26 protein-coding genes, 1 tRNA gene and 1 other RNA gene are annotated in these 23,378 nt (G+C 64.6%); 16 read left to right on the top strand and 12 right to left on the bottom strand.

From position 1 onward, the window contains the following. Position 1: 1 nt before the first annotated feature. The 6 genes from VCJ71_RS03480 to VCJ71_RS03460 all read right to left on the bottom strand — a co-directional run bounded on the left by VCJ71_RS03480 (position 2) and on the right by VCJ71_RS03460 (position 2,465). Positions 2-748: a ThuA domain-containing protein gene (locus VCJ71_RS03480; protein WP_324640862.1), complete on the bottom strand. Its 747-nt coding sequence runs from the start codon at positions 746-748 to the stop codon at positions 2-4. 119 nt (positions 749-867) lie between these two features. Continuing rightward, positions 868-1,092: a DUF2842 domain-containing protein gene (locus VCJ71_RS03475; protein ID WP_324639129.1), complete on the bottom strand. Its 225-nt coding sequence runs from the start codon at positions 1,090-1,092 to the stop codon at positions 868-870. Further along, entirely contained in the window at positions 1,089-1,709 is a 621-nt protein-coding gene (locus VCJ71_RS03470; RefSeq protein ID WP_324639128.1) for a 5-formyltetrahydrofolate cyclo-ligase, read from the bottom strand. The genes VCJ71_RS03475 and VCJ71_RS03470 overlap by 4 nt, the downstream gene beginning before the upstream one ends. 59 nt (positions 1,710-1,768) lie before the next feature. Continuing rightward, a non-coding RNA gene (ssrS, locus tag VCJ71_RS12810) (6S RNA) lies at positions 1,769-1,943 on the bottom strand. Between the two features lie 10 nt (positions 1,944-1,953). Next, the gene (locus VCJ71_RS03465; RefSeq protein WP_324639127.1) at positions 1,954-2,274 is read right to left on the bottom strand and encodes a cell division protein ZapA; all 321 of its coding nucleotides are present in this window, start codon (positions 2,272-2,274) and stop codon (positions 1,954-1,956) included. Next, positions 2,271-2,465, bottom strand: coding sequence for a hypothetical protein (locus tag VCJ71_RS03460; protein WP_324639126.1), 195 nt, complete (start codon positions 2,463-2,465; stop codon positions 2,271-2,273). Before VCJ71_RS03460 ends, VCJ71_RS03465 begins: the two co-directional genes overlap by 4 nt. A gap of 228 nt (positions 2,466-2,693) precedes the next feature. Here VCJ71_RS03460 and tkt point away from each other — a divergent pair, with 228 nt between their 5' ends. Genes tkt through VCJ71_RS03440 form a run of 4 tightly spaced genes read left to right on the top strand, consistent with a single transcriptional unit; the run spans position 2,694 to position 7,406 of the window. Beyond that, positions 2,694-4,706, top strand: a complete 2,013-nt coding sequence (gene tkt / locus VCJ71_RS03455; RefSeq protein WP_324639125.1) for a transketolase — start codon at positions 2,694-2,696, stop codon at positions 4,704-4,706. 15 nt (positions 4,707-4,721) lie between these two features. Then, positions 4,722-5,729, top strand: a complete 1,008-nt coding sequence (gene gap, locus VCJ71_RS03450; protein ID WP_324639124.1) for a type I glyceraldehyde-3-phosphate dehydrogenase — start codon at positions 4,722-4,724, stop codon at positions 5,727-5,729. A gap of 4 nt (positions 5,730-5,733) precedes the next feature. Further along, a complete protein-coding gene (locus VCJ71_RS03445) occupies positions 5,734-6,942 on the top strand; it encodes a phosphoglycerate kinase (protein ID WP_324639122.1) in 1,209 nt (402 codons plus the stop codon). Beyond that, entirely contained in the window at positions 6,939-7,406 is a 468-nt protein-coding gene (locus tag VCJ71_RS03440; protein ID WP_324639120.1) for a PaaI family thioesterase, read from the top strand. The genes VCJ71_RS03445 and VCJ71_RS03440 overlap by 4 nt, the downstream gene beginning before the upstream one ends. On the opposite strand, the gene VCJ71_RS03435 is transcribed toward VCJ71_RS03440, so the two are convergent. Next, positions 7,403-8,161 (bottom strand): flavodoxin family protein, encoded by a 759-nt coding sequence (locus VCJ71_RS03435; protein ID WP_324639118.1) that lies wholly within the window; start codon positions 8,159-8,161, stop codon positions 7,403-7,405. The genes VCJ71_RS03440 and VCJ71_RS03435 overlap by 4 nt on opposite strands. Positions 8,162-8,303: 142 nt before the next feature. Here VCJ71_RS03435 and VCJ71_RS03430 point away from each other — a divergent pair, with 142 nt between their 5' ends. Then, a complete protein-coding gene (locus VCJ71_RS03430) occupies positions 8,304-9,194 on the top strand; it encodes a fructose bisphosphate aldolase (RefSeq protein WP_324639116.1) in 891 nt (296 codons plus the stop codon). On the opposite strand, the gene VCJ71_RS03425 is transcribed toward VCJ71_RS03430, so the two are convergent. After that, entirely contained in the window at positions 9,088-9,603 is a 516-nt protein-coding gene (locus VCJ71_RS03425) for a hypothetical protein (protein ID WP_324639114.1), read from the bottom strand. The genes VCJ71_RS03430 and VCJ71_RS03425 overlap by 107 nt on opposite strands. 39 nt (positions 9,604-9,642) lie before the next feature. Here VCJ71_RS03425 and thiE point away from each other — a divergent pair, with 39 nt between their 5' ends. The 3 genes from thiE (at position 9,643) to VCJ71_RS03410 (ending at position 12,363) form a co-directional block, all read left to right on the top strand. Next, positions 9,643-10,329, top strand: a complete 687-nt coding sequence (thiE, locus tag VCJ71_RS03420; protein ID WP_324639113.1) for a thiamine phosphate synthase — start codon at positions 9,643-9,645, stop codon at positions 10,327-10,329. Between the two features lie 91 nt (positions 10,330-10,420). Then, a complete protein-coding gene (locus tag VCJ71_RS03415) occupies positions 10,421-11,653 on the top strand; it encodes a L,D-transpeptidase family protein (RefSeq protein ID WP_324639112.1) in 1,233 nt (410 codons plus the stop codon). A 5-nt stretch (positions 11,654-11,658) separates the two neighbouring features. Continuing rightward, positions 11,659-12,363 carry a M23 family metallopeptidase gene (locus tag VCJ71_RS03410; RefSeq protein WP_324639110.1) on the top strand — a complete coding sequence of 235 codons (705 nt, stop codon included), beginning with the start codon at positions 11,659-11,661 and terminating at the stop codon, positions 12,361-12,363. Here VCJ71_RS03410 and VCJ71_RS03405 read toward each other — a convergent pair. After that, positions 12,360-12,716, bottom strand: a complete 357-nt coding sequence (locus VCJ71_RS03405) for a hypothetical protein (protein ID WP_324639108.1) — start codon at positions 12,714-12,716, stop codon at positions 12,360-12,362. The two genes, VCJ71_RS03410 and VCJ71_RS03405, sit on opposite strands and share 4 nt — an antisense overlap. Positions 12,717-12,857: 141 nt before the next feature. Here VCJ71_RS03405 and efp point away from each other — a divergent pair, with 141 nt between their 5' ends. The 8 genes from efp to VCJ71_RS03365 all read left to right on the top strand — a co-directional run bounded on the left by efp (position 12,858) and on the right by VCJ71_RS03365 (position 20,796). Beyond that, on the top strand, positions 12,858-13,421 hold the full coding sequence (efp, locus tag VCJ71_RS03400; RefSeq protein ID WP_324639106.1) for an elongation factor P: 564 nt from the start codon (positions 12,858-12,860) through the stop codon (positions 13,419-13,421). Between the two features lie 23 nt (positions 13,422-13,444). After that, entirely contained in the window at positions 13,445-13,798 is a 354-nt protein-coding gene (locus VCJ71_RS03395; RefSeq protein ID WP_324639105.1) for a hypothetical protein, read from the top strand. Between the two features lie 14 nt (positions 13,799-13,812). Next, complete coding sequence (locus tag VCJ71_RS03390) at positions 13,813-14,631, top strand: inositol monophosphatase family protein (RefSeq protein ID WP_324639103.1); 819 nt, start codon at positions 13,813-13,815, stop codon at positions 14,629-14,631. Between the two features lie 74 nt (positions 14,632-14,705). After that, positions 14,706-14,790: transfer RNA gene (locus VCJ71_RS03385), tRNA-Leu, on the top strand. 81 nt (positions 14,791-14,871) lie between these two features. Then, the gene (locus tag VCJ71_RS03380; protein ID WP_324639101.1) at positions 14,872-16,254 is read left to right on the top strand and encodes a phosphotransferase family protein; all 1,383 of its coding nucleotides are present in this window, start codon (positions 14,872-14,874) and stop codon (positions 16,252-16,254) included. After that, the gene (locus VCJ71_RS03375; protein ID WP_416379137.1) at positions 16,251-17,525 is read left to right on the top strand and encodes an acyl-CoA dehydrogenase family protein; all 1,275 of its coding nucleotides are present in this window, start codon (positions 16,251-16,253) and stop codon (positions 17,523-17,525) included. Before VCJ71_RS03380 ends, VCJ71_RS03375 begins: the two co-directional genes overlap by 4 nt. Positions 17,526-17,671: 146 nt before the next feature. Beyond that, complete coding sequence (locus VCJ71_RS03370) at positions 17,672-19,444, top strand: SLC13 family permease (RefSeq protein WP_324639098.1); 1,773 nt, start codon at positions 17,672-17,674, stop codon at positions 19,442-19,444. Between the two features lie 29 nt (positions 19,445-19,473). Next, entirely contained in the window at positions 19,474-20,796 is a 1,323-nt protein-coding gene (locus tag VCJ71_RS03365) for an amidohydrolase (RefSeq protein WP_324639096.1), read from the top strand. 16 nt (positions 20,797-20,812) lie between these two features. On the opposite strand, the gene VCJ71_RS03360 is transcribed toward VCJ71_RS03365, so the two are convergent. From VCJ71_RS03360 to VCJ71_RS03350, 3 genes are all read right to left on the bottom strand, one after another. Beyond that, positions 20,813-21,337 (bottom strand): hypothetical protein, encoded by a 525-nt coding sequence (locus VCJ71_RS03360; RefSeq protein ID WP_324639094.1) that lies wholly within the window; start codon positions 21,335-21,337, stop codon positions 20,813-20,815. Positions 21,338-21,458: 121 nt separating this feature from the next. Next, the gene (locus tag VCJ71_RS03355) at positions 21,459-21,635 is read right to left on the bottom strand and encodes a hypothetical protein (protein ID WP_324639093.1); all 177 of its coding nucleotides are present in this window, start codon (positions 21,633-21,635) and stop codon (positions 21,459-21,461) included. Between the two features lie 25 nt (positions 21,636-21,660). Then, positions 21,661-23,259 carry an isocitrate lyase gene (locus VCJ71_RS03350; protein ID WP_324639091.1) on the bottom strand — a complete coding sequence of 533 codons (1,599 nt, stop codon included), beginning with the start codon at positions 23,257-23,259 and terminating at the stop codon, positions 21,661-21,663. Positions 23,260-23,378: the final 119 nt, after the last annotated feature.

Raw genomic sequence — 23,378 nt, 5'->3', positions numbered from 1 at the left:
ATTATTCCTCTTCAAATTGCCCGATCCGGCAGCCATCACGGTTGCCGCTGCCTGAGGCACTGACCCAGCCGACGGCATTCTCCAAGAAGCGCCGATAAACCGGGTCGTCGTAGTTCACCTGGAAGTGTCCGACAGCGGAAAAGAAGCTGCGCCCGGAACCGATACAACGGACCCATGCGATTGGATGGTGTGCCGGCCCACAGCCCATTCTCAGATCCTCGCGCGGACCATAAGCTAGGTTTTCGGGTTGGTAGCTGTCCTCATCAAGGCCGAGCAGCGGCATCGCGTCTGCCAGCGTGTCGATGCCATCGAAGCTGTACCACTCGTCGGTTAGCGAAAATTCGCCGGGAATGCCGCGCAAGACCGGATGATCGGGCGCCAGAGAAACCACGCGAGCCCGCTGGAACTGCGGATCCGCCGGATGTCCCACGAATTCGGGCCCTATAACTTCACGATCATACCACTGCCAGCCGGCGTGCGTATCGTCGCCCGATACGTGAAGCGCGATAAAGCCTCCGCCATCTTCAATCCATCGACGCAGTGCGGTCTGCTGCGCTGTGGACAGCGCATCGCCCGTAACGTTGTTGAAGACCACGACATCGAAACGTGCCAGCTGCCGCGGGTTGAAAACGGCTGCGTTGGCCGTCGTGAAAAATCCCATCTCTCGCGTGAGGGCATAGTCCGCAAGAAAGCGGTCAGCCCGCGCGATCCCCTCGTCATGCCTCCAGCCAAGAGTCTTGGAAAACACCAATATCGCTGGCTGCCGCATGTACTCCGTTATAGACGGTGGGGACTGATCGCGTCCGGGAACTGGACCCGACGTACATCCTGCCAGTGCGGCAAGGATGAGACAGACAGATGCGTGCCTCAATCCCCACGTTTCCAGCGACCGGTTTCCATCCACTGGAGGAAGCGGCCGAGCGGCAACAGCCAGGCGAGGCCCAGCGCGATGTAGACGATCGTCTGGAAGGCGGGATGCCAGCCGCCGACAATGCCCGGCACATAGCGCGCGATGACGATTGCATAGACGGCAAGTCCAATCAGCAGCATCAGCATGCCGAAGGGTATGCGCCAGGTCGGCTCCGTCCTCATGCGAAAGGCCCGAACAGGCGGGTGGGGGTGATGACGGCGTCCAGCCTGCGGTCGTGGTCTTCCATGGGTAACTCGTCGCGCAGCTGGACGTCCCACGCAAGGCCGATCGCTTTCGTGTCAGGATTATTGGCAAGCCACCGGTCGTAATGACCGCCGCCCTGGCCCAGCCGGGCGCCGTCCGCCGTAAAGCCGACCAGCGGAACAAATAGTACGTCGGGCCGCATGGTCGGAACAATCGCTTCCGGTTGCTCGATGCCGAAGGGGCCGATCTCCAGCCCGCTTTCCGCGAACGGATCCTCGAAGCGCGCGAACTTCATTGCCGAGGCTTCCCTGCCGAAACGCGGGAGCGCGACGGCATGCCCGGCCTCGGCAAAGAACCTCGCGTAGGCGGAGGCAGGCGCTTCGGTCGTGTTTTCGCGGTAAAGCCCGATGACGGCGCCTTCCGGCACCAGGTCCATCACGGCTGCAGGCGGGCGCTTGAACAAGAGCGCCCGTATCCGCGCGTCCTGCGCCTCCACATGCTCACGTCGGAGCGCGAGCAATTCGCGCCGTATCCTGGCTTTTTGAGATCCTGACAGGGCTGGTATCCTCGAAAATGCGTCACCGCGCTCAAGCAACGAAGCGGTAGCGAAAAATCGCGCTCAAGCAGCGAAGCGTTAGCGCGATAGGAACAGTTGGCGGAACCACCATGGGTCGGTGCCGTGAAATCCTCTGACGCCTCAACGTCAGGTGGGCGCCGTGTGCCTCGAAGCCGGACCCTATTGCAGATCCCGCGCCTCGGACAGGGACGGCTCCCTTGGATTGCTTATAGCCTCAGGGATATTCGGTCGGCTCGTGCCGGGCAGTCCCGCCGTGACCTATTTAGGTATGCTCGGGCTGCCGCTCAAGCGTGTTCGCGATATTCTCGAGCCGGTCGGCGACACGATCCAGCACGGCGTCGATTTCGGGGTCGCTGGCACGCCGGGGTTCGGGTTCCGGCCGGCCTTTCAGTTCGTGAACCTCGTCGGCCAGCAGCAGCGCGGCAAACAGCAGCGTGCGCACCTCGCTCTGGTTGCCGGTGCCACCCATTTCATCGAGCTTGGCGGAGATCATGCGGCCAAGGCCGGTGACGTGTGCTTCCTCGCCATCGGCGCAGGCGACCGTGTAGTCGCGCCCGCCGATATGCAGCGTGACGTTGCTCATCGCTCCATCCTCGCAATCAGGGTGTCGAGCTCCGCCAGCGAGCCGCGCACAGTTTCTTCCAGCACGCTGTTGCTCGCAGGCGCCTGGGGCCGCGCGGCCGCCTGCTCGATCCGCGAAAGCGCCGCGTCGATCCGGGCGAGGGCCGTGGCAGCAGCGCTGCCCGGCGTTTCAAGGGGAAGACCGTCCGTCATGACGCGGCAGATTATGGCGAATGTCCAATCTTGGCAAAAAGTTGCCGGATGGGCCTGTGAATAAGGTTGCACGGCCATATGCGGGCAAAGTCGTGTTGACGGGCAGGGGACTGCCCTTGACGCGATGCGGGGCATTGGCAAAGCCGCTGGCGAGCCGATCGCGCGCGCGAATCGCCAGCTAACATCGCAGCCAGGCCGCCCGATCCGCGGCGGCAGGAGAATACCCGAATGAGCCTCGACCACGCCCGCCTTACCCAGATGGCCAACGCGATCCGGGCGCTCAGCATGGATGCGGTGCAGGCGGCGAATTCGGGGCACCCCGGGATGCCGATGGGCATGGCCGATGTCGCCACGATCCTGTGGTCCGAATTCCTGAAGTTCGATCCGGCAAACCCCGATTGGGACGATCGCGACCGCTTCGTCCTGTCGGCCGGGCACGGTTCGATGCTGATCTACAGCCTGCTCCACCTGTCGGGCTATGCCGAACCGACGATTGAGGGCATCCGCAACTTCCGCCAGCTCGGCAGCCCGTGCGCCGGCCACCCGGAGAATTTCCTGCTTCCGGGCGTGGAATGCACCACCGGCCCGCTGGGGCAGGGTCTGGCGATGGCCGTGGGCATGGCGATGGCGGAACGGCATCTCAACGCCGTGCATGGCGACGACCTGGTCGATCATCGCACATGGGTGATCGCCGGGGATGGCTGCCTGATGGAAGGCATCAACCACGAGGCGATCGGCCTTGCCGGGCACCTGAAGCTCGGTCGGATGAACGTGCTGTGGGACGACAACAACATCACCATCGACGGGGACACGGAGCTGTCGACCAGCGAGGACATCAAGGCCCGCTATCTCGCCACCGGATGGCACGTGGTCGAATGCAACGGCCATGACCATGACGAGATCCGCCGCGCCCTTTCCGAAGCGCGCGACCACCCGCTGCCGACGCTGGTCGCCTGCAAGACCGTGATCGGGAAGGGCGCGCCCAACAAGCAGGGCACCAGCGCCACGCATGGCGCGCCGCTCGGCGATGACGAGGTTGCCGCCGCGCGCGCTACGCTGGGCTGGGATGCAGCGCCCTTCGAAGTGCCCGAACAGGTCCTGTCCGACTGGCGCGCTACCGGGGATCGGGGCAAGCAGGCCCAGGTCGACTGGCAGGCCCGGCTAGACAGCGATGCGGACCGCAAGGCCGGCTATTTCTCTGCGACGATGCATGCCGGCGACATCGCCGGCCCCGCTCTGGAAGCCTACATCGCCGACCTTGCTGCCAATCCGCAGAAGGTGGCGACGCGCAAGGCATCGGAAATGGCGCTCAATGTCCTGACCGCATCGATCCCGTCGATGATCGGCGGCAGCGCCGACCTCACCGGATCGAACAACACCAAGACGCCGTCGACCGATCCGATGACCGCGGACAACTACGCCGGCCGCTATGTCTATTACGGCATCCGCGAATTCGGCATGGCGGCCGCGATGAATGGCATGGCGCTGCACGGCGGCATCATCCCGTACGGCGGCACGTTCCTGATCTTCAGCGACTATTGCCGCAACGCCATCCGCCTGTCGGCGCTGCAGCAGGCCGAGGCGATCTATGTCATGACCCACGACAGCATCGGGCTGGGCGAGGACGGGCCGACGCACCAGCCGATCGAGCAGGTGATGAGCCTGCGCCTGATCCCCAATCTTAACGTGTTCCGCCCGGCCGACGTGATCGAGACGGCGGAATGCTGGGCGCTGGCCTTGCAAACCAAGGGCACGCCGTCGGTGCTGTGCCTTTCGCGCCAGGGCCTGCCGCAGCTTCGCGGAGAGGGCGACGAGGCGTGGGACGCGGCCGGCAATCGCAGCGCGAAGGGTGCCTATCGCCTGCGCGCCGCACGGGCGGACCGGAAGGTCATCCTCATCGCCACCGGCAGCGAACTGTCGCTGGCGTGCGAGGTTGCCGAAACGCTCGAAGGGCAAGGCGTGGGCGCGGACTTAATTTCGATGCCGTGCATGGAATTGTTCGAGGCGCAGGACGAGGCGTACAAGCGCGACCTGCTGCCCGATGTCGACCCGTCCACCATCCTGCGCGTCTCGATCGAGGCCGGCAGTACGCTTGGCTGGGAACGATACACGATGGCGCACGGTCTCAACATCGGGATCGACCGCTTCGGCGCGTCGGCGCCGGCAGGCGACCTGTTTGCGAAATTCGGCTTCACTGCGGACGCTATCGTGCCGCAAATCATGAACAAATTGAACGGTTAAGCGAGGAGCATTGTCATGGCGACGAAGGTAGCAATCAACGGTTTCGGGCGCATCGGCCGGCTTGTCGCACGGGCCTTGCTGGAGCGTGACGATCACGACCTGGAACTGGTCGCGATCAACGACCTCGCCGACGCGAAGTCGAACGCGCTGCTGTTCCAGTACGATTCGACCCACGGCCGCTTCCCCGGCACGGTCGAGGTCGATGGCGACACGATCACCGTGAACGGCAAGGCCATCAAGGTTACCAGCGAGCGCGACCCCGGCAACCTGCCGCACAAGGCGATGGGCATCGACCTCGTCATGGAATGCACGGGCTTTTTCCAGAGCGACGAGGCGGCCCGCCCGCATCTCGATGCGGGTGCCAAGCGCGTGGTCATCTCCGCCCCGGCGAAGAACGTGTCCAAGACGATCGTCTACGGCGTGAACCACGACACGCTGACAGCGGACGACGTGATCATCTCCAACGCCAGCTGCACCACCAACTGCCTCGCCCCGGTGGCAAAGGTGCTGAACGACACGGTCGGCATCGAACGCGGCTTCATGACCACGATCCACAGCTACACCAACGACCAGCGCATGCTGGACCAGATGCATTCCGACATGCGCCGCGCGCGCGGCGGGGCGCAGAACATGATCCCGACGACCACCGGCGCCGCCCGCGCGGTCGGTCTCGTCCTGCCCGAACTCAACGGCAAGCTCGACGGCTCTTCCGTCCGCGTGCCGACGCCCAACGTCAGCCTCGTCGACCTGGTTTTCCAGCCGGGCCGCGACACTTCGGCAGAGGAATTGAACGCTGCGCTGAAAGCAGCTGCCGATGGCAAGATGAAAGGCGTGCTCGACTTCACCGACCAGCCGCTCGTGTCCAGCGACTTCAACCACCATCCCGCCAGCTCGACCGTCGACAGCCTGGAAACCAGCGTGATGGAAGGCAAGCTCGCCCGCGTCGTCAGCTGGTACGATAACGAATGGGGTTTCTCCAACCGCATGATCGACACGTCCGGCGTCGTCGCCGGGCTGATTTGAGCCGATGGCGTTCCGCACCCTCGACGATCTTGGCTCCGACCTCGGCGATGTGACCGGCAAGGTCGCGCTCGTCCGCGTGGATCTCAACGTGCCGATGCGCGAAGGATCGGTGGCCGACGACACGCGGATCCGCGCGGTGATGCCGACCATCCTTGAACTGGCCGACGCGGGTGCGAAGGTCCTGCTGCTCGCCCATTACGGGCGTCCGAAGGGGCAGAAGAACTCCACCATGACGCTCAGCTGGGTGCAGGGCGGGGTCGAAGACGTGCTGGGGCGCGAAATCATGTTCATTCCCGAACTTACGGGGCCGGTCGCGGCGCAAGCCATCGGCATCCTCGGCAATGGCGACATTGGCCTGATGGAGAACACGCGCTTCTGGCCGGGCGAGGAGGCGAACGATGCCGATTTCGCCGCCGCCATCGCCGAGAACGCGGATTTCTACGTCAACGACGCGTTTTCGGCCGCACACCGCGCCCATGCGAGCACGGAGGGGCTGGCGAAAGTGCTGCCCGCCTATGCCGGCCGTGCGATGGAGGCGGAATTGAAGGCGCTCGACGCGGCGCTCGGTAATCCGGAAGCGCCGGTCGCGGCCGTCGTGGGCGGAGCCAAGGTGTCCACCAAGCTCGACGTGCTCGAAAACCTCGTCGGGCAGGTCCAGCACCTGATCATCGGCGGCGGGATGGCCAACACCTTCCTCGCCGCGCGCGGTGTCGATGTCGGCAAGTCCCTGTGCGAGCACGACCTGACCGACACAGCCAATGCGATCATGGACAAGGCCGACCATGCCCGCTGCACGATCCACCTCCCGTACGACGTGGTCGTCGCGCCCGAATTCGCCGCCAATCCGGCAGGCTTGCGCACTTGCAACGTGCATGAAGTGGGCGCGAACGAAATGATCCTCGACATCGGGCCGCAGGCGACGGAGGCGCTGGCCGACGTCCTGAAGACCTGCCGCACGCTGGTGTGGAACGGCCCGCTCGGCGCGTTCGAGATCGAGCCTTTCGACACCGCAACGGTGGCTCTCGCCCGGACGGCGGCGGCGTTGACGCAGGATGGCTCGCTGACTTCGGTCGCGGGCGGCGGCGACACGGTGGCCGCGCTCAACCACGCGGGCGTAGCGGACGATTTCAGCTATGTTTCGACCGCAGGCGGGGCTTTCCTCGAATGGATGGAGGGCAAGGAACTGCCCGGCGTCGCGGCGCTGGCGGCGTGAGCGAGATCGTCGAGGCTGGGCACGGCCTGATCCCCGTTACCGAAGGCGAATGGGCCGGTTGGTCCTTCTGGCAATCCGACGCCTTCGAACAGGTTGCCGGGCCGTTCTACGAGCGGCGTAAGGATAACGGCGACTGGATCTGTGCCTTCCGCACCGAAGACCGCCACATGAACGGCGGCGGGTTCCTGCACGGCGGGTGCCTGATGACCTTTGCCGATGCCGCCCTGTTCACCATCGCGCGCAACGAGATGCACGACAGCTTCGGCGTGACGATGAACCTGTCGGGCGATTTCCTGAACCCGGCAAAGCCCGGCCAGTTGGTGGAAGCGCGAGGCGAGGTTACGCGCGGTGGCGGGAAGACCGTGTTCGTGCGCGGGATCGCGACCGCGGACGGCACGCCGGTCCTCAGCTTCACCGGCATCATTCGCAAGACCGGCAAACGGCCTTCGAGCCTCCCGGCCTAGCGGTATTCCGGATTGGGCGCGTCGAAGCGGCGCCCTTCCTTCCACAGGTCCACCGAGTTTCCGTGGCAGGGTATGCCGCCCGCATCCTTCAGCATCCGTGCCATGTGCATCAGGTTCCAGGTCATGAAGGTGGTGTTGCGCTTCGTGAAGTCGTTGTCGAACCCGACATAGCCTTCGCCGTCGTCCTTGGGATCACCGTAACTGGGGCCGGGGCCCGCCTCCCCGATCCAGCCCGCGTCGGCTTGCGGCGGGATCGTGTAGCCCACGTGCTGCAACGAATAGAGCACGCCCATCCCGACATGCTTGATGCCGTCTTCGTTGCCGGTGACGATGCATCCGCCGACCTTGCCGTAGAATGCATATTGCCCCTTGTCGTTGGTCTGGCCGGAATGGGCATACAGCCGCTCGATCAGGCGCTGGCAGACGCTCGATTTCTCGCCCAGCCAGATCGGCGTGCCGATCACGAGGATATCGGCCGCGCGGACCTTGTCCCAAATGGCCGGCCATTCGTCGGTGTCGGCCCCGTGCTCGGTCATGTCCGGGTAGACGCCGGGCGCGATATCGTGATCGACCAGGCGGACCTGCTCGAGCGCGACATTGTTGCGCACCAGGATGGTCTCGACCACGCCCAGCAGCTTGTCGGTGTGCGATCCCTGCGGTGACGGCTTCAGCGTGCAGTTGATGGTTATCGCCTTCAGATCGCTGAAGTCGGTGGTGTTTTCATCGCATAGCCTGGCCTGGGTATCGTCGAGCATCGATTTCTCCTTCACCGCATCTACGCTTGGGCGGCGGAAAGGTTGTCTGTCGGTGTTGCGGACCATGGGCGGTCTGGCTAAAGCGCCGCGCATACGAATGCACGCACCGGAGGGGCGCGGGCCGCAAATGGGATCACGACGCATGACTTTCGATGAAATGAAGCAGCAGATGGCGACGAAGAAGGGCTTCATCGCCGCGCTCGACCAGTCGGGCGGATCGACGCCCAAGGCGCTTCAGGGCTACGGCGTGGCCGACGATGCGTGGAGCGGCGACGAGGAAATGTTCGCCGAAATCCACAAGATGCGCTGCCGGATCGTGACCTCGCCGTCCTTCGGAAGCGGCGGCGTGATCGGGGCGATCCTGTTCGAAAAGACGATGGAAGGCTGCGTGGAGGACGGCTCGCCGATCCCCGAGCTGCTCTCGCGCCGCGGCGTGGTGCCATTCCTGAAGGTCGACATGGGCATGCACGATACAGGAAATGGCGTGCAGCTGATGAAGGACATGCCGCGCCTGAACGAGATGTGCGCGCGGGCGAAGGAACTTGGTGTGTTCGGCACGAAGATGCGCTCGGTCATCCACGATGCGGACCAGGAAGGCGTCGCCGCCAACGTTCGCCAGCAGATGGATTTCGGCCTGCAAATCCTCGACAGCGGCCTCGTCCCCATTCTCGAGCCAGAAGTCAGCCTGAAAAGCGAAACGCGTCCGCAGGCCGAGGCGCAGCTTCTGGCCGCCATGCTCGACCAGCTCAACCGGGTGCCGGAAGGCCAGCACGTCATGCTGAAGCTGACCATTCCGAGCGAGGCCAATCTCTATCGCCCGCTAGTGGAGCATCCCAAAGTGCTGCGCGTCGTGGCCCTTTCCGGCGGTTACGGCCGCGACGAAGCGTGCCGCGAACTTGCGAAAAACGAAGGCATGATCGCCAGCTTCAGCCGCGCGCTGCTCGAAGAACTGCGCGTGCAGATGGACGATGTACAATTCGACCAGGCGCTGGAAACCGCGATCGACGAGATTTCCTGCGCCAGCGCGACCTGAGGGGGCGTGAGCTTCCTTCGAAAGTGAAGAGATAGGCGGCGGGCAGGGGTTCGTCCTCGCCCGCCATCCGGCCCGGTTCGCCGCTCGCCAGCATGACACCGGCACCGCGCACATCGCGCGCTTCGCCAAGCTCGAGCAGGACGGTTTCACGCCAGCCGGCACCGTCGATCCGCGCGTTTACGATCAGCCGGCCCGCCCAGACGCAGCGCGCGTTGATGGGGCAGCGGCTGTCTTCGACCAGCGAAAGCGGGGTGACGACCACCTCGCCAGCCTTCACCGGCTCCCCGAACGCCACCGGCGTGGCAGCCGCGGCGACCGGCGTTTCGGCAAGCGGGGCGGTGCCCGCGTTCGTGGCGCAACCGCCGGCAAGCGCAAGCGGTGCAAGGGAGAGGAAGACAGCGTGTTTCATGCCTGCGAATCTGCGCTCCGCCGCGTTGCTGCGTGCTGAATGTCGACGAATGCTTCCAGCAAGGCTACCAGCGGCCCGATGACCGATTGCCAGCTTTACCTGATCTCGCCGCCCGATGTCGGCGGCGACTTCCCCGACCGCCTTGCCCGTGCGCTCGACGCGGGCCCGGTCGCAGCCTTCCAGTTCCGCGTGAAGGACGTGGACGAGCATGAGGCCGCACGACTTGCGGAGCCGCTGCAGCGCATTTGTGCGGAGCGGGACGTGGCCTTCGTCGTCAACGACAGCATTGCCCTAGCAAAGCGCCTGAAAGCGGATGGCGTCCATCTCGGCCAGGATGACGGCGATGTGAAGGAAGCGCGAGACCGGCTCGGCAAGGATGTGCAGATCGGGGTGACCTGCCACGCCTCGCGCCACTTTGCGATGGATGCGGGCGAGGCGGGGGCCGACTACGTCGCGTTCGGGGCGTTTTTCCCTAGCGAGACCAAGGATAGCGGGCACCGTGCCGAACTCGACCTGCTGGAATGGTGGGCGAAGATTTTCGAGCTTCCTTGTGTGGCGATCGGGGGGATCACGCCTGCAAACTGCCCGCCGCTGATCCGTGCAGGCGCGGATTTCCTCGCCGTCAGCCATGCGGTCTGGGGAGGAGACGAAGCGGCCGCCGTCGCCGAGTTCAATCGCGTGATCGCGGAGACCGAAGCCGCGATGGCGGAGGAGGAAAGCGAATAATTCGAACGCCTTCGGACCCCGACAGGCCGCCGCGCGTTGGATTTCCCATTACGTCGCGGCGCACCGGCCCGGCATCCGAGGGAGAATACCAATGCGTTTCCTGATCGCAGCAGCGCCCATTGCCCTGCTTGCCGCATGCGGCCTCAACGGTACCGATGGCGAGGCCGACACGGCCGACACGACCACGGCAAATTCCGAAGCGACCACGTCCGACAACGAAGCCGACACGATGGCTTCGAACGATCCGGCCAAGGGCGAAACCTATGACGCGGACATTCCCGATAGCGAGGAACGTCCGATCATGCAGGCGCAGGTCGTGCTCGACCGCCGCGGCTTCGGGCCCGGGGTCATCGACGGCAAGATGGGCATGAGCACTGAAAACGCGCTGAACGGTTTCCAGGAGGCTAACGACCTCGAAGTGACCGGCAAGCTCGACGAAGCAACCAAGACTGCGCTGGCCGAGTGGTCGAATATCCCGGCAACACGCGTCGTCACCATTCCCGAAAGCTGGGGCGAACAGAATTACGAGGACATGCCCGAAGACGTTGCGGAAAAGGCGGAAATGAAGCGCCTCGGCTACAAGTCCATCGACGAGCGACTGGCCGAGCGATTTCACACGACCGTGGCCGTCCTCAAGGAACTGAATCCCGGCGGGATGCCTGCGACCAGCGCCGAGGCAACGACCGACCCCGAACCCGGCGCGTCGGCCAGCCCGAGCGCATCGGCCAGCCCCACCGCATCGCCTAGCCCATCGTCATCCGCTAGCGGGGACAGCGCGAACCAGTCCTTCTTCACCGCCGGCCAGCAGATCCGCGTGCCAAACATCGGAGCCGACCGCATCGCGCCCGGCTCGATCGAGGATGCAGGCTGGAAGCAGACGCTCGTCTCGCTCGGCGTGGGCAGCGAACAGCCGGAAGTCGACCGCGTGGTCGTCAGCAAGGCAGGCAAGACGCTGAAAGCGTACAATGGCGACAAGCTGGTCGCGATGTTCACCGTCAGCTCCGGCTCTAGCGAATTCCCGTTGCCGCTGGGCGAATGGGACATCGTGGGTGAGGCCTACAACCCCCCGTACAAGTACGATCCCGAAGTGCTTGGCAACGATGACAGCGACAAGGGCACTTACACCCTGCCGCCGGGGCCCAACAGCCCGGTCGGCGTCGTGTGGATCGACCTCAGTAAGGAGCATTACGGCATCCACGGTACGCCCGATCCCGAAACCATCGGCCGGGCGCAGAGCAGCGGCTGTGTACGGTTGACCAACTGGGATGCAGCCCGGCTCGCCGGCATGGTATCGCAGTCGACACGAGTAATTTTCGAGGCCTGATTCGCATGAAAGCTGCTGAGCGACTGCTTACCATCGTCATCACCGCCACGCTGACTTCGGCCGCGTGGATCGTGTTCGGTGGCAGCATCCTCGGCGGCGATTTCCTGGCCGCGAATTCGGGCGCCGATGCCGATACGTCGAGTTCTCCGGAAACGGGGACTGGCGATGCCCAGGAGCCGGCCGTGGCCGGGGCAGAAAAGCGGACCCAGTCGCTCAACCTGGAAGATACGGTCCAGATCGAGCAGGGGGCAGTCGACCAGTTGATGATTCCCGTGCTTGGCGTGAGCGCAAAAGAGCTGACCGATACTTTCGCCGATGCGCGCGACGGCGGCGATCGCATTCACGAAGCCATCGACATCATGGCGGAAGAAGGCACGTCAGTGGTCTCCGCCGCGCCTGGCCGGATCGAGCGGTTGTTCCGGTCCGATGCCGGCGGGAACACGATCTACGTTCGCTCGGAAGACGGGCAGACGATCTACTATTACGCCCATCTCGACGAATATGCGCCGGGCCTGCGCGAAGGGCAGCGCATCCGTCGTGGCCAGCGGCTCGGCACGGTGGGTTCGAGCGGCAATGCCGATCCTTCCGCGCCGCACCTTCACTTCGCTATCATGCGGACGACGGAGACGGCCAAGTGGTGGGAGCCCGCCAACGCGATCAATCCCTATCCGTTGCTGGCGCAGGGTGCGCGCGGCAGCGAGGCGCGCTAACGCCGGACGCAGCGCAGCCGGCCGGGCGTGCCGTTTGCGTCGATTTCCTTGAGGAAGCCGCTGCCCATCACGGCAAACCGACTGCCCTGCATCGGGCCGCTGGTCATCTGTACGCGGTTGCCGCGCATCAGGTAGGTGCCACTGGCGCCCCGGGCCGTGTAGGTCGACGAGCCGGTGACCGCGAAATCTCGCTCCGGTTGCCGCACGCCCGTGCGGCCCGCGGCATCGCCCGGAAGCTCGCAACGATAGGTGCCTGTCGGCAAGGTGCCGATCGCACCGCCGGAGGTTTGCGCGAGAGCAGGGGCCGCCGTCAGGGCGGCGAACGCGAGGATGGGTAGCCAGAGTTTCTGCATTTCACATGCCTTGTACCGCATCCAGCCTGTGCTGGCCATGAACAAGCGCGTCGGCCATCCGCGCGCCGTGCTTGCCGCCAAAGCGCGAAAGGGCTAGGGCGCGCGCCATATCCGCAAATCTCAGCACGAACGGGCTATCCCATGAAAATCAGCGGCGTGGACATTCGTCCCGGCAACATCCTCGAATACGAAGGCGGCATCTGGAAAGTCGCGAAGATCCAGCACACCCAGCCCGGCAAGGGCGGGGCCTACATGCAGGTCGAGATGAAGAACTTGCAGGACGGCCGCAAGACCAACGTCCGCTTCCGCAGCGCCGACACGGTCGAAAAGGTGCGGCTCGACACGCGCGAATACCAGTACCTCTATGCCGAGGGCGACATGCTCGTGTTCATGGACAAGGAAAGCTACGAGCAGATCAACCTGCCGTCCGACCTTCTCGGCGACGCGGCGGAATTCCTGGAAGACGGCATGGACGTGCAGCTGGAGCTGTGGGAGGAAAAGCCGATCTCCGTCCAGCTTCCCGACCAGGTGGAAGCCACCATTGTGGAGGCCGATGCCGTGGTGAAGGGGCAGACCGCTTCCTCCAGCTACAAGCCGGCCGTGCTCGAAAACGGCGTACGCGTGATGGTCCCACCGCATATCGAGAGTGGTACGCGCATCGTCGTTGACGTGTATGAAAGAACCTACGTCGGAAAGGCCGGCTGACACGGCATAACAAGGGGGCCGCAATGGGACAGGTGACGCATCCGAAGCTCGCGAATATCGATTTCGAGCGCACTTACATCACCAGCGTCATCTATGACGACGAGTCCCTGACGCTGGAGATGGATTTCCTCTTGCAGGAAGCCCATCCGAAATACGCCGCGCCCCAGCAGGAAGGCGAGGCGTGTTTCAAGCCCGGCTTCATCCGCTTCAGCGCGCTGGAGGACTTGCGGCTCGCCAAAGCCAAGCCCGAAGCGGGCAAGGAGGTCGACTACAGCGACATCTATGAAGCGACGATCGACGGAAACTACGTCCACATCCACGGCGGGTGGGGCGAAATCGAATTGACCGCGCAATCGATCCAGGTTGCGTTCGACTGAACGGGAATTTCTGAATGGCTGCCCTATCCGGCCTCATCCGCGTAATGGAACGTGCCGCGCGGCGCGCAGGTGGCCGCCTGCGCCGCGACTTCGGCGAAATCGAGCACCTGCAGGTGAGCCGCAAGGGGCCCGCTGATTTCGTGTCCAAGGCCGACCGGATGGCCGAGCGCGCGCTTTACGACGACCTGCTGCAGGCCCGCCCGGGGTGGGGTTTCGTGCTGGAAGAAGCCGGCACCATCGAAGGGGATGCGGACAAGCCGCGCTGGATCATCGATCCGCTCGACGGGACGAGCAACTTCCTCCACGGCATCCCGCATTTCGCCATCTCCATCGCGGTGCAGGAACCGCGGCTTGACGGGAAGGGCTGGGGCGATGTCATCGCGGCAGTGGTCTACCAGCCGATTACCGACGAGACGTTCTGGGCCGAGAAGACCCGCGGCGCGTGGCTGCACGACGGGCGCCTGCGCGTATCCAGCCGCAACCGTATGTCGGAAGCGCTGATCGCCACCGGCATGCCGTTCCAGGGCCACGGCGATTTTGCGGAATGGGCGCGCATCTACGGCGCGATCGGGCCGGAAGTGGCTGGTATCCGCCGCTATGGCGCCGCCTCGCTCGACCTCGCGTGGCTGGCCGCCGGACGCTTCGACGGGTTCTGGGAAAGCGGCCTTAACGACTGGGACACGGCGGCGGGCTGCCTCTTGGTGCGCGAAGCGGGCGGTTTCGTGACCGACTACCGCGGTCGGAGCGAGCCGATCCATGCAAAGCAGGTGCTAGCGGGCAACGACCGCCTGCATTCGAAGATGCACAAGCTGCTGGCGAACAGCCTGAAGTAAGATGCTTGCGGGGCGGCGGCGGCACCGCTAGTCACCCGCGCGCACTGTGTCGGCCTCGCTCGGCCCCATGATGGGCCTCTGTGGCGGAATTGGTAGACGCGTTCGACTCAAAATCGAATTTCTTCGGAAGTGCCGGTTCGAGTCCGGCCAGAGGTACCACACAGTCGCGCCCCGCCTGTCCGCACAGGTTTTAATTGACCGATTAAACGCGCTCGGCCACTTTCCCGAACGGGAGAGAGCATGGACGACGCCAAGTTTCGGGCACGCCTGATCGAATTCTGCCGCGCCAAATTCGGCGAGGGCGCGCTTGCGCGCTGCGAGCGGCTTTCCGGCGGGGCCAACATGGCAAGCTGGGCATTCGACTGGGGCGGCCGGGAATACGTCCTGCGGCAGCTGCCGGAAGATGCGGCCCATGTCGAAGGCGAAGCGGCGCTGTCGCTACGTGCGCAGGCCGACCTCATCGCAATCGCACGGCGATCCGGCGTGAAAGCGCCGGCGGTGGTCGCGCGACTTTCGGCTTCGGATGGACTGGGACAGGGCTTCGTGATGGACCGCGTCGCCGGCGAAACGATGCCACACGCCATCCTCGGTCAGCCACGTTTCGAGGCAGCGGTCGAGGCCCTGCCTGTCGACGGCGCGCGCGAACTCGCGGCCATCCATGCGATGGATCTGGCGAGCTTGCCTGGCGAAATCGTCGCCCGCACGCCGTCCGAACGGCTCGAGTTGCTGGTCGCCGACTACGATGCGCTCGGCGGCGCAATCCCGGCCTATGATGCGGCGGCAGGGTGGCTGCACGAGCATTGTCCGGAACCGGCTGAAACCGTCCTGCTGCATGGCGATTTCCGGATGGGCAACCTCGTCGTCGACGACCGCGGGATCGCGGCCGTGCTCGACTGGGAGCTCGCGCATATCGGCGATCCGCTGGAGGACCTGGCTTATCTCTGCACGCCAAGCTGGCGGTTCGGACACTGGGAGAAAGAGGCCGGCGGCTTCGCCTCGCGGCAGGAACTGCTGGAAGCCTACCGGCGCGAGAGTGGCCAAACAGTTGCGCGCGCGCGGTTCGACTGGTGGCTGCTTTACAACACGCTTTGGTGGGGCGTCTGCTGCCTGCGCATGGGGCAAAGCTGGCGCGACGGGACCATGCGCACGCTGGAGCGCCCGATCATCGGGCGCCGCGTCTCGGAAGTTGAAATCGACCTCTTGCTCTTGCTCGAACCGCAGCGGGGCGCGAGCCGTCCCCTTTCGTGGGCAGAACCGGGAGATGCGGATTACAGAGGCGAAAGCCACTACGGCGAATTGCTGGCCGCCTTGCGAGAGCGCGAGAAGGCCCGTCTGGGCGATGCTACCGGCCATGCTCGGTTCGATGCGCTGATGGCAATCAACGCCCTCGGCATGGCGCAGCGGCAGGCAGAACTCGGTCCGGCCTTCAGCACCGCGCACGACGCGCGGCTTGCGGCGATGGTCCGGAGCAAGGACCGGCTCCCTGCGCAACTGCGCGCCGACTGGACGCTGCTGCGTGACGATGCCGTTTGGGATCACTTGCGGCTTACCGCCATGGAGCGCCTCACTATCGACCAGCCGAAATATGCCGGCCTCGCGGTCGCGAAGGAGAGATGGACGTGAACCCATTCGAAATCCCGCAATCGATCACGGACTACCTCGCCGAACTCGACGCCTTCATCGAGGCGGAAATCAGGCCGCTGGAGCAACAGGACGACAACATCCGCTTTTTCGACCATCGCCGCGAGCACGCGCGGACGGATTGGGACAACCAAGGCTTGCCGCGCAAGGAATGGGAAAACCTGCTCCGCGAAATGCGCCGCCGCGCCGATGCAGCCGGCCATTACCGCTTCGCCCTGCCGGAAGAATACGGCGGCAAGAACGGTAGCCACTTGGCCATGGCCTGCATCCGCGAACACCTCGCCGCGCGGGGCCTCGGCCTGCACAACGACCTGCAGAACGAAAGCAGCATCGTCGGCAATCTCGTCCAGCCGCTCATGGTGCGCGACTTCGGGACCGAAGAACAGAAAGCCGATTTCATCCCCGCCATGCTGCGCGGGGAGATGCTCTGGAGCTTCGGCCTGACCGAGGAAGACCACGGCAGCGATGCAACGTGGATGGATACGCGCGCCGTGCGATCCGGGCGTGACGGCCGGCCGGGCTGGCTGATCAATGGCAACAAGATGTGGACCACCGGCAGCCATGTGGCGACCCACTGCATGGTCTTCGCGCGGCATTCGGGTGAGGACGGGGATACCAGGGGCATCGGCTGTTTCATCGTGCCGTACGATGCGCCGGGGGTCGAAATCGGCGAGTATCTGTGGACCTTCAACATGCCCACAGACCACCCCAAGCTCTCGCTGACCGACGTCTGGATCCCCGAAGATGCCGTGCTGGGCGACGTCGATCGGGGCCTCGCCGCCGCGCAGCATTTCGTGCACGAGAACCGCATCCGGCAGGCGGCAAGCTCGCTCGGCGCGGCGCAATACTGCATCGACGAGAGCGTGAAATACGCGAAAGAGCGCAAGCCCTTCGGCAAGCCCCTCGCTTCCAACCAGGCCATCCAGTTCCCGATGGTCGAATTGCAGACCGAGGCTGCGATGCTCCGCCAGCTGATCCATGCCACTGCTGCCGCAATGGACACGATGCCGAAAACGGAGGTCGCGCGGCGATTGTCCGACAAGGTGAGCATGTGCAACTACCGGGCGAACCGCCTCGTATGCGAAGCGGCCGACCGCGCGATGCAGGTGCACGGCGGCATCGGCTATTCGCGCCACAAGCCGTTCGAGCATATCTACCGCCACCATCGCCGCTATCGCATCACGGAAGGCAGCGAGGAGATCCAGATCCGCAAGATCGGCGGGGTGATGTTCGGATATATCGGGGCGGAATGACCGGAATTCGCCGCTTTTCCGCGCGATTGCCTCTTGTGCGAAGGTGCTCCGCTGGTGCATTCGCAAGTCATGGACCTGCTGACTGACAGCGGCGCACGGCGCCAGAGCGCGCTTTCCCTGTGATCGAAGCCCCGTCTTATCACGCGATGGCCGCGATGGCCGTGACGATCGCCATGTTCGTCGCCTTCGTGCGCGGCAAGATGTCGATCGAGATCGTGTCGCTGCTGACCATCGCGGTCATCGCCGTCGGTCTCTATTTCTTCCCGCTGGAGGGCACGAGCCCGACGGACGGACTGGCGCTGGCGTTCGGCGGTTTCGGTCACTACGCGCTCATCACGATCTGCGCCCTGATGGTGATGGGCCGGGGACTGGTGGTGACCGGCGCGCTGGAGCCGGCGGCGCGGTTCCTGGAAAGGGTCTTCAAGGCGAATCTGCAGGTCGGCCTGCTGGTGTCGCTGGTGGCGACCTTCGTTCTGTCGATGTTCGTCAACAACACGCCGGTCCTCGTCCTCCTGATCCCCATTTTCGTGGCGCTGGCCCAGCGCGGGGCGATGCCGGCTTCCAAGACGCTCATCCCGCTCAACGCGGCATCCCTGCTCGGCGGGCTGGCGACGACGATCGGTACCTCGACCAATATCCTCGTGGTTTCGATCGCCGTGGATCTCGGCATGCGGGAAATGGGCGTGTTCCATTTCACGCCCATCGTGCTCGGCGCGTCGCTGATCGCACTGCCTTACATCTGGCTGGTGATGCCTCGGCAGCTACCGGACAACCGCGTGATCGACGAAACCGAAAAGCGGCGCTTCCACGCCCGCCTGAGGATCGGGGCGGAAAGCGCTTTCGCCGGCCAGTCCCTCGCCGACATCTTGCCGCGCTTGCCCGAAGACATAAAGTTCCACGACGACGTTACCGGCCCGCTGCAACCCCAGCAGCGCCTCCATATCTCCGGATCCCACGAAGCGCTGGAGGATGCGATGCGCGTCCTGCAGGGGGAACTGGCGCCGGCTTGGGTTCTCGACCGGATCCGGCGCGATTCCGCCACGAAGCGTAAAGACATTCTGGCGGTCGAAATGACGGTCACCGCCGATTCCCGCCTCATCAATCGCACGCTTCCGACTTCTGGCGTAGCGGACCTCTACGGCGTCGCCGTGCTCGGCGTCCATCGGCCCCAGCGGCTCATCGGCCCGCGGCAGGAATTCAGCGAAGTCGGCGACCAGCGCATCACCGAAGGCGACGTGCTGCTGGTGATGGGCCTGCCCGAAGACCTGCATAATTTCGCCTCGACCGACAGCCTGCTGATGCTCGAAGGCGCGCGGGAAATGCCGCGCAAGTCGAAAGCGCTGTTGTCCGCCGTCATCATGGGTGTGGCGGTGTTCACAGCCTCCACAGGTATCTTCCCGATCGCCATTTCCGCGCTGGCAGGCGCAATCCTGATGTTCCTCACCGGCTGCGTGAAGTTCGACCGCGTGGGCCGCGCCTTGTCCGGCCAGGTCATCGTGCTCATCGCCGCCAGTATCGCCATCGGCCGGATCATCCTCGACAGCGGCGCAGCCGGGTGGCTGGGAGAAGTCCTCTCGGCTGGACTGCAGTACCTGCCACCGGCCGGGATCATCGCGGCGATCATGCTGTTCGTGACGATGCTCACCAATTTTGCATCCAACGCCACGGCGGCGACGGTGGGGACGCCGATCGCCTTCGCCATCGCCGCCCAGCTCAACCTGCCGGCAGAGCCGCTGGTGCTGGCCGTGCTGTTCGGTTGCAACCTGTGCTATGCCACGCCCATCGCCTACCAGACGAACATGCTGATCATGGGCGAGGGGTCGTATGTGTTCGCGGACTACATCCGCACTGGCGTCCCGTTGGTGCTGATCATGGTCGCCTCGCTTTCGGTGCTGCTGGCGCTGAGTTACGGGATGTAGCCGCGGTTTTCTCGGGGAGGGGAATTGTCATGAAATCGCTTTTCGCACTGGGCGCGGCAGCGCTGGTCCTCGCACACGGCCCCGCCTCTGCAAACGACCTGCGCACGGACCTAGCCGAAGACATGCCGGCGCTGATGGAGCTTTACCGCGACCTTCATGCCAATCCGGAACTCAGCTTCCAGGAAGTGCGCACCGCGGCCAAGCTGGCTGCCATGATGCGCGAGATGGGCTTCGAAGTTACCGAGGGGGTCGGACGCACCGGGGTGGTTTCCGTGATGCGCAACGGCGACGGGCCGGTGGTCATGATCCGCGCCGACATGGACGGGCTGCCGGTAACCGAGCAAACCGGCCTGCCGTTCGCATCCACCCGCCGGGGTACGCCGGATTCGGGCGTCGAAAGCGGGATCATGCATGCCTGCGGCCACGACACGCACATGACCGCCTTCATCGGTACGGCCCAGCTACTTACCGAGCGGAAGGATGATTGGTCCGGCACGCTGGTGATGACCCTGCAGCCGGCCGAAGAAACCGGGGAGGGTGCCAAGGCCATGCTGGAAGACGGGCTGTTCGAGCGCTTCCCCAAGCCCGACTATGCGCTGGCGATGCACGACGCGGCGCAGTTTCCCGCCGGGATGATCGGCTATGCTCCGGGTTTCGCGCTGGCCAACGTCGACAGCGTCGATATCACGGTGCGCGGGATTGGCGGGCACGGGGCCTATCCGCAGACGACCAAGGACCCGGTCGTCCTTGCAAGCGCTATCGTGATGAAGCTGCAAACGCTGATCAGCCGAGAATCCTCGCCGCTCGATCCCGCCGTCATCACCGTCGGCAGCTTCCATGCCGGGACCAAGCACAACATCATTTCGGACCAAGCGAAGCTCCAATTGACCGTGCGCAGCTATTCCGACGAATCCCGCCAGCTGCTGCTCGACGGCATCGCCCGTATCGCCAAGGGCGAAGCCATCGCCTCCGGCCTTCCCGACGAACTGATGCCGGTGGTCCAAATGGCAGACGAGTTCACGCCGTCCACGTACAACGACGTCGATTTTACCGAGGCTACGATGGCCGCCTTCCGCGCGCGCTTCGGCGAGGATCGTGTGATGCAGGTCCCCTCCGTCATGGGCGGGGAGGATTTCGGCCGCTTTCGCCGTTCCGATCCCGACTCCATCCAATCGCTGATTTTCTGGGTCGGCGGCGTGCCGATGGCGGAATTCCTCGCGGCGAAAGAGAACGGGACCGCCCTTCCGTCGCTGCACAGCCCCTTCTGGGCGCCCGATGCGGAAAAGGTGATAGCGACCGGTGCGGAAGCGCTTGCGGCGGGCGCGTTGCGACTGATGCCGAAGGGCGACTAAGGGCAACTAAGGGCGACTAGCCCGGCGCATCGCCGCCGCTGCCGTAGTCGGCGCCGCCGGCACGCTGGCGGGATTCCTCTGCCATTTGCGCGGCATTTCTCTGGCGGTCGGCCTCTTCCTGCTCGGGATCGCGGCCAATCTGCTGGAGGAGACGGATTTTCTGGCTATCGGACAGCGCGTTCCATTCCGCGCGGGTGAGACCCAGCTTGGCCAGGGTGGCATCGTCGATTTCGACGCCGCCGCGACCGCGTGCCGACACGCCCCCGCTGCCGTAGGCATTGCTGGTCGATGCGCCGGCCGCGCTGCCCCAGCCATCGTCGCTGGTGGGCATGGACTGGAAGATAGGGGCGCGCTTCACCACCCGGATTTCGCCGGACTTCTGAGCCTCCGCGCGCTCTTTGGCCAAGGCCTCCGCCGCAGTGGCGCGCCCTTCCTCGCCATCCGCGATCAGCGCGATGACAAGCGTAATGGCAACCGTAGCCGCAGCGAAGTGCTGGTAGATCCGGAACTTGCCTTTGTTGGGTTGCTTCTTGCGCACCATGATGCCGGAGCGAATAGCGCGGAAGGGTTAACGATACCGGCGCGGCGGATGGTTAAGAAAATGTGGCGGCCGCCGGGCGCTGTGCCCGACGACCGCCGTCTCCTCCCCAGGAGATGGTTGGTTAATTGTAGGTGCCGAGCCGGTGGTGCAGGTCGGTAATCTTGCGCAAGGTCGCCTGGTCCTCGGTCGCCTTGGCGTGGCTTTCCAGCGCAGCGCGCAGCAGCTTGAAGTCGGCGGTGGAGAACAGCGCCCGTGCGCGGGCCGGTTCGCTCGTCGGCTTGGTTTCTGTGTCGGTCATCGTGTCTCTCCTCGATGGGCTGCGCTTACGCAGCCTCGAACTGGTTCATCGTGTTGTCCTTGCCGCCGGCCTTGAGGGCCGCTTCGCCGGCGAAGGCTTCCTTGTGATCGTCCCCGATGTCGGAGCCGGCCATGTTCTGGTGCTTCACGCAGGCGATACCCTGGCGGATTTCCTCGCGCTGGACGTTCTTGACGTACCCAAGCATCGCCTGGTCGCCGAAGTACTCTTTGGCCAGGTTGTCGGTGCTCAGCGCAGCCGTGTGGTACGTCGGCAGGGTAATCAGGTGGTGGAAAATACCCGCCCGCTTCGCCGCGTCGCGCTGGAAGGTGCGGATCTTCTCGTCGGCTTCGGCTGCCAGGTCCGTGCCGTCGTAATCCACGCTCATCAGCCGGTCGCGATCGTAGCCGCTCACGTCCTTGCCGGCTTCCGTCCAAGCATCGTAGACCTGCTGGCGGAAGTTCAGCGTCCAGTTGAAGCTGGGCGAGTTGTTGTAGACCAGCTTGGCATTGGGCACGACCTCGCGGATGCGATCGACCATGCCGGCAATCTGTTCGATGTGCGGCTTTTCGGTTTCGATCCACAGCAGGTCGGCGCCATGCTGGAGCGAGGTGATGCCGTCGAGCACGCACCGGTCCTCGCCCGTTCCGGAGCGGAACTGGTAGAGGTTGCTCGGCAGGCGCTTGGGCCGCAGCAGCTTGCCTTCGCGGCTCAGGAAGACGTCGCCATTGCGGATGTCGGCAGGGTCGACCTCTTCGCAGTCGAGGAAGCTGTTGTACTGGTCGCCGAGGTCGCCTTCTTCCTTGGTGTAGGCGATCTGCTTGGTCAGGCCGGCGCCCAGGCTGTCGGTCCGGGCGACGATGATACCGTCGTCGACGCCCAGCTCCAGGAAGGCGTAGCGGATGGCACGGATCTTCTGCAGGAAGTCCTCGTGCGGGACGGTGACCTTGCCGTCCTGGTGGCCGCACTGCTTCTCGTCCGAAACCTGGTTCTCGATCTGCAGCGCGCAGGCGCCCGCTTCGATCATCTTCTTGGCGAGCAGGTAGGTCGCTTCCGCATTGCCGAAGCCGGCATCGATGTCGGCGATGATCGGAACGACGTGCGTTTCGTGGTTCTCGATAGCGGCTTCGATGCGCTTGGCTTCCATCTCGTCACCGCGTTCACGCGCCGTATCGAGGTCGCGGAACAGGCCGCCCAGTTCGCGGGCGTCGGCCTGCTTGAGGAAGGTGTAGAGCTCCTCGATCAGCGCGGGAACGCTGGTCTTCTCGTGCATCGACTGGTCGGGCAGGGGGCCGAATTCGCTGCGCAGGGCCGCGACCATCCAGCCCGACAGGTACAGGTAGCGCTGCTTGGTCGTGCCGAAATGCTTCTTAATGCTGATCATCTTCTGCTGGCCGATGAAACCGTGCCAGCAGCCGAGCGACTGGGTATAGTTCGCCGGATCGGCGTCATAAGCTTCCATGTCGCGGCGCATGATCTTCGCGGTGTATTTCGCGATGTCGAGGCCGGTGGCGAAGCGGTTCTGCAGGCGCATCCGCGCTGCCGATTCCGCATCTATGGCGTTCCACGGACTGCCGTTCGCGCCGATGGTCTTGCCGAGTTCGTCGATTTTCGCCTGGTACGTCATAGTCGTTCTCCAAAGGGTAGGCGGCGGGCGACCGCTGCCGTTGGAGCCAATATTGCGGCCGCGAGCCCGCAATGACAGGGAAAGTGACAAACTATCTTGTCGCCATGGGGCTAATCGTG

The organism is Pseudoblastomonas aquimaris, from assembly GCF_035481675.1.
GTDB lineage: Bacteria > Pseudomonadota > Alphaproteobacteria > Sphingomonadales > Sphingomonadaceae > Alteriqipengyuania_B.
Note: the sequence above shows the minus strand (reverse complement) of the source record. Positions and strands in the feature narration are given on the sequence as shown.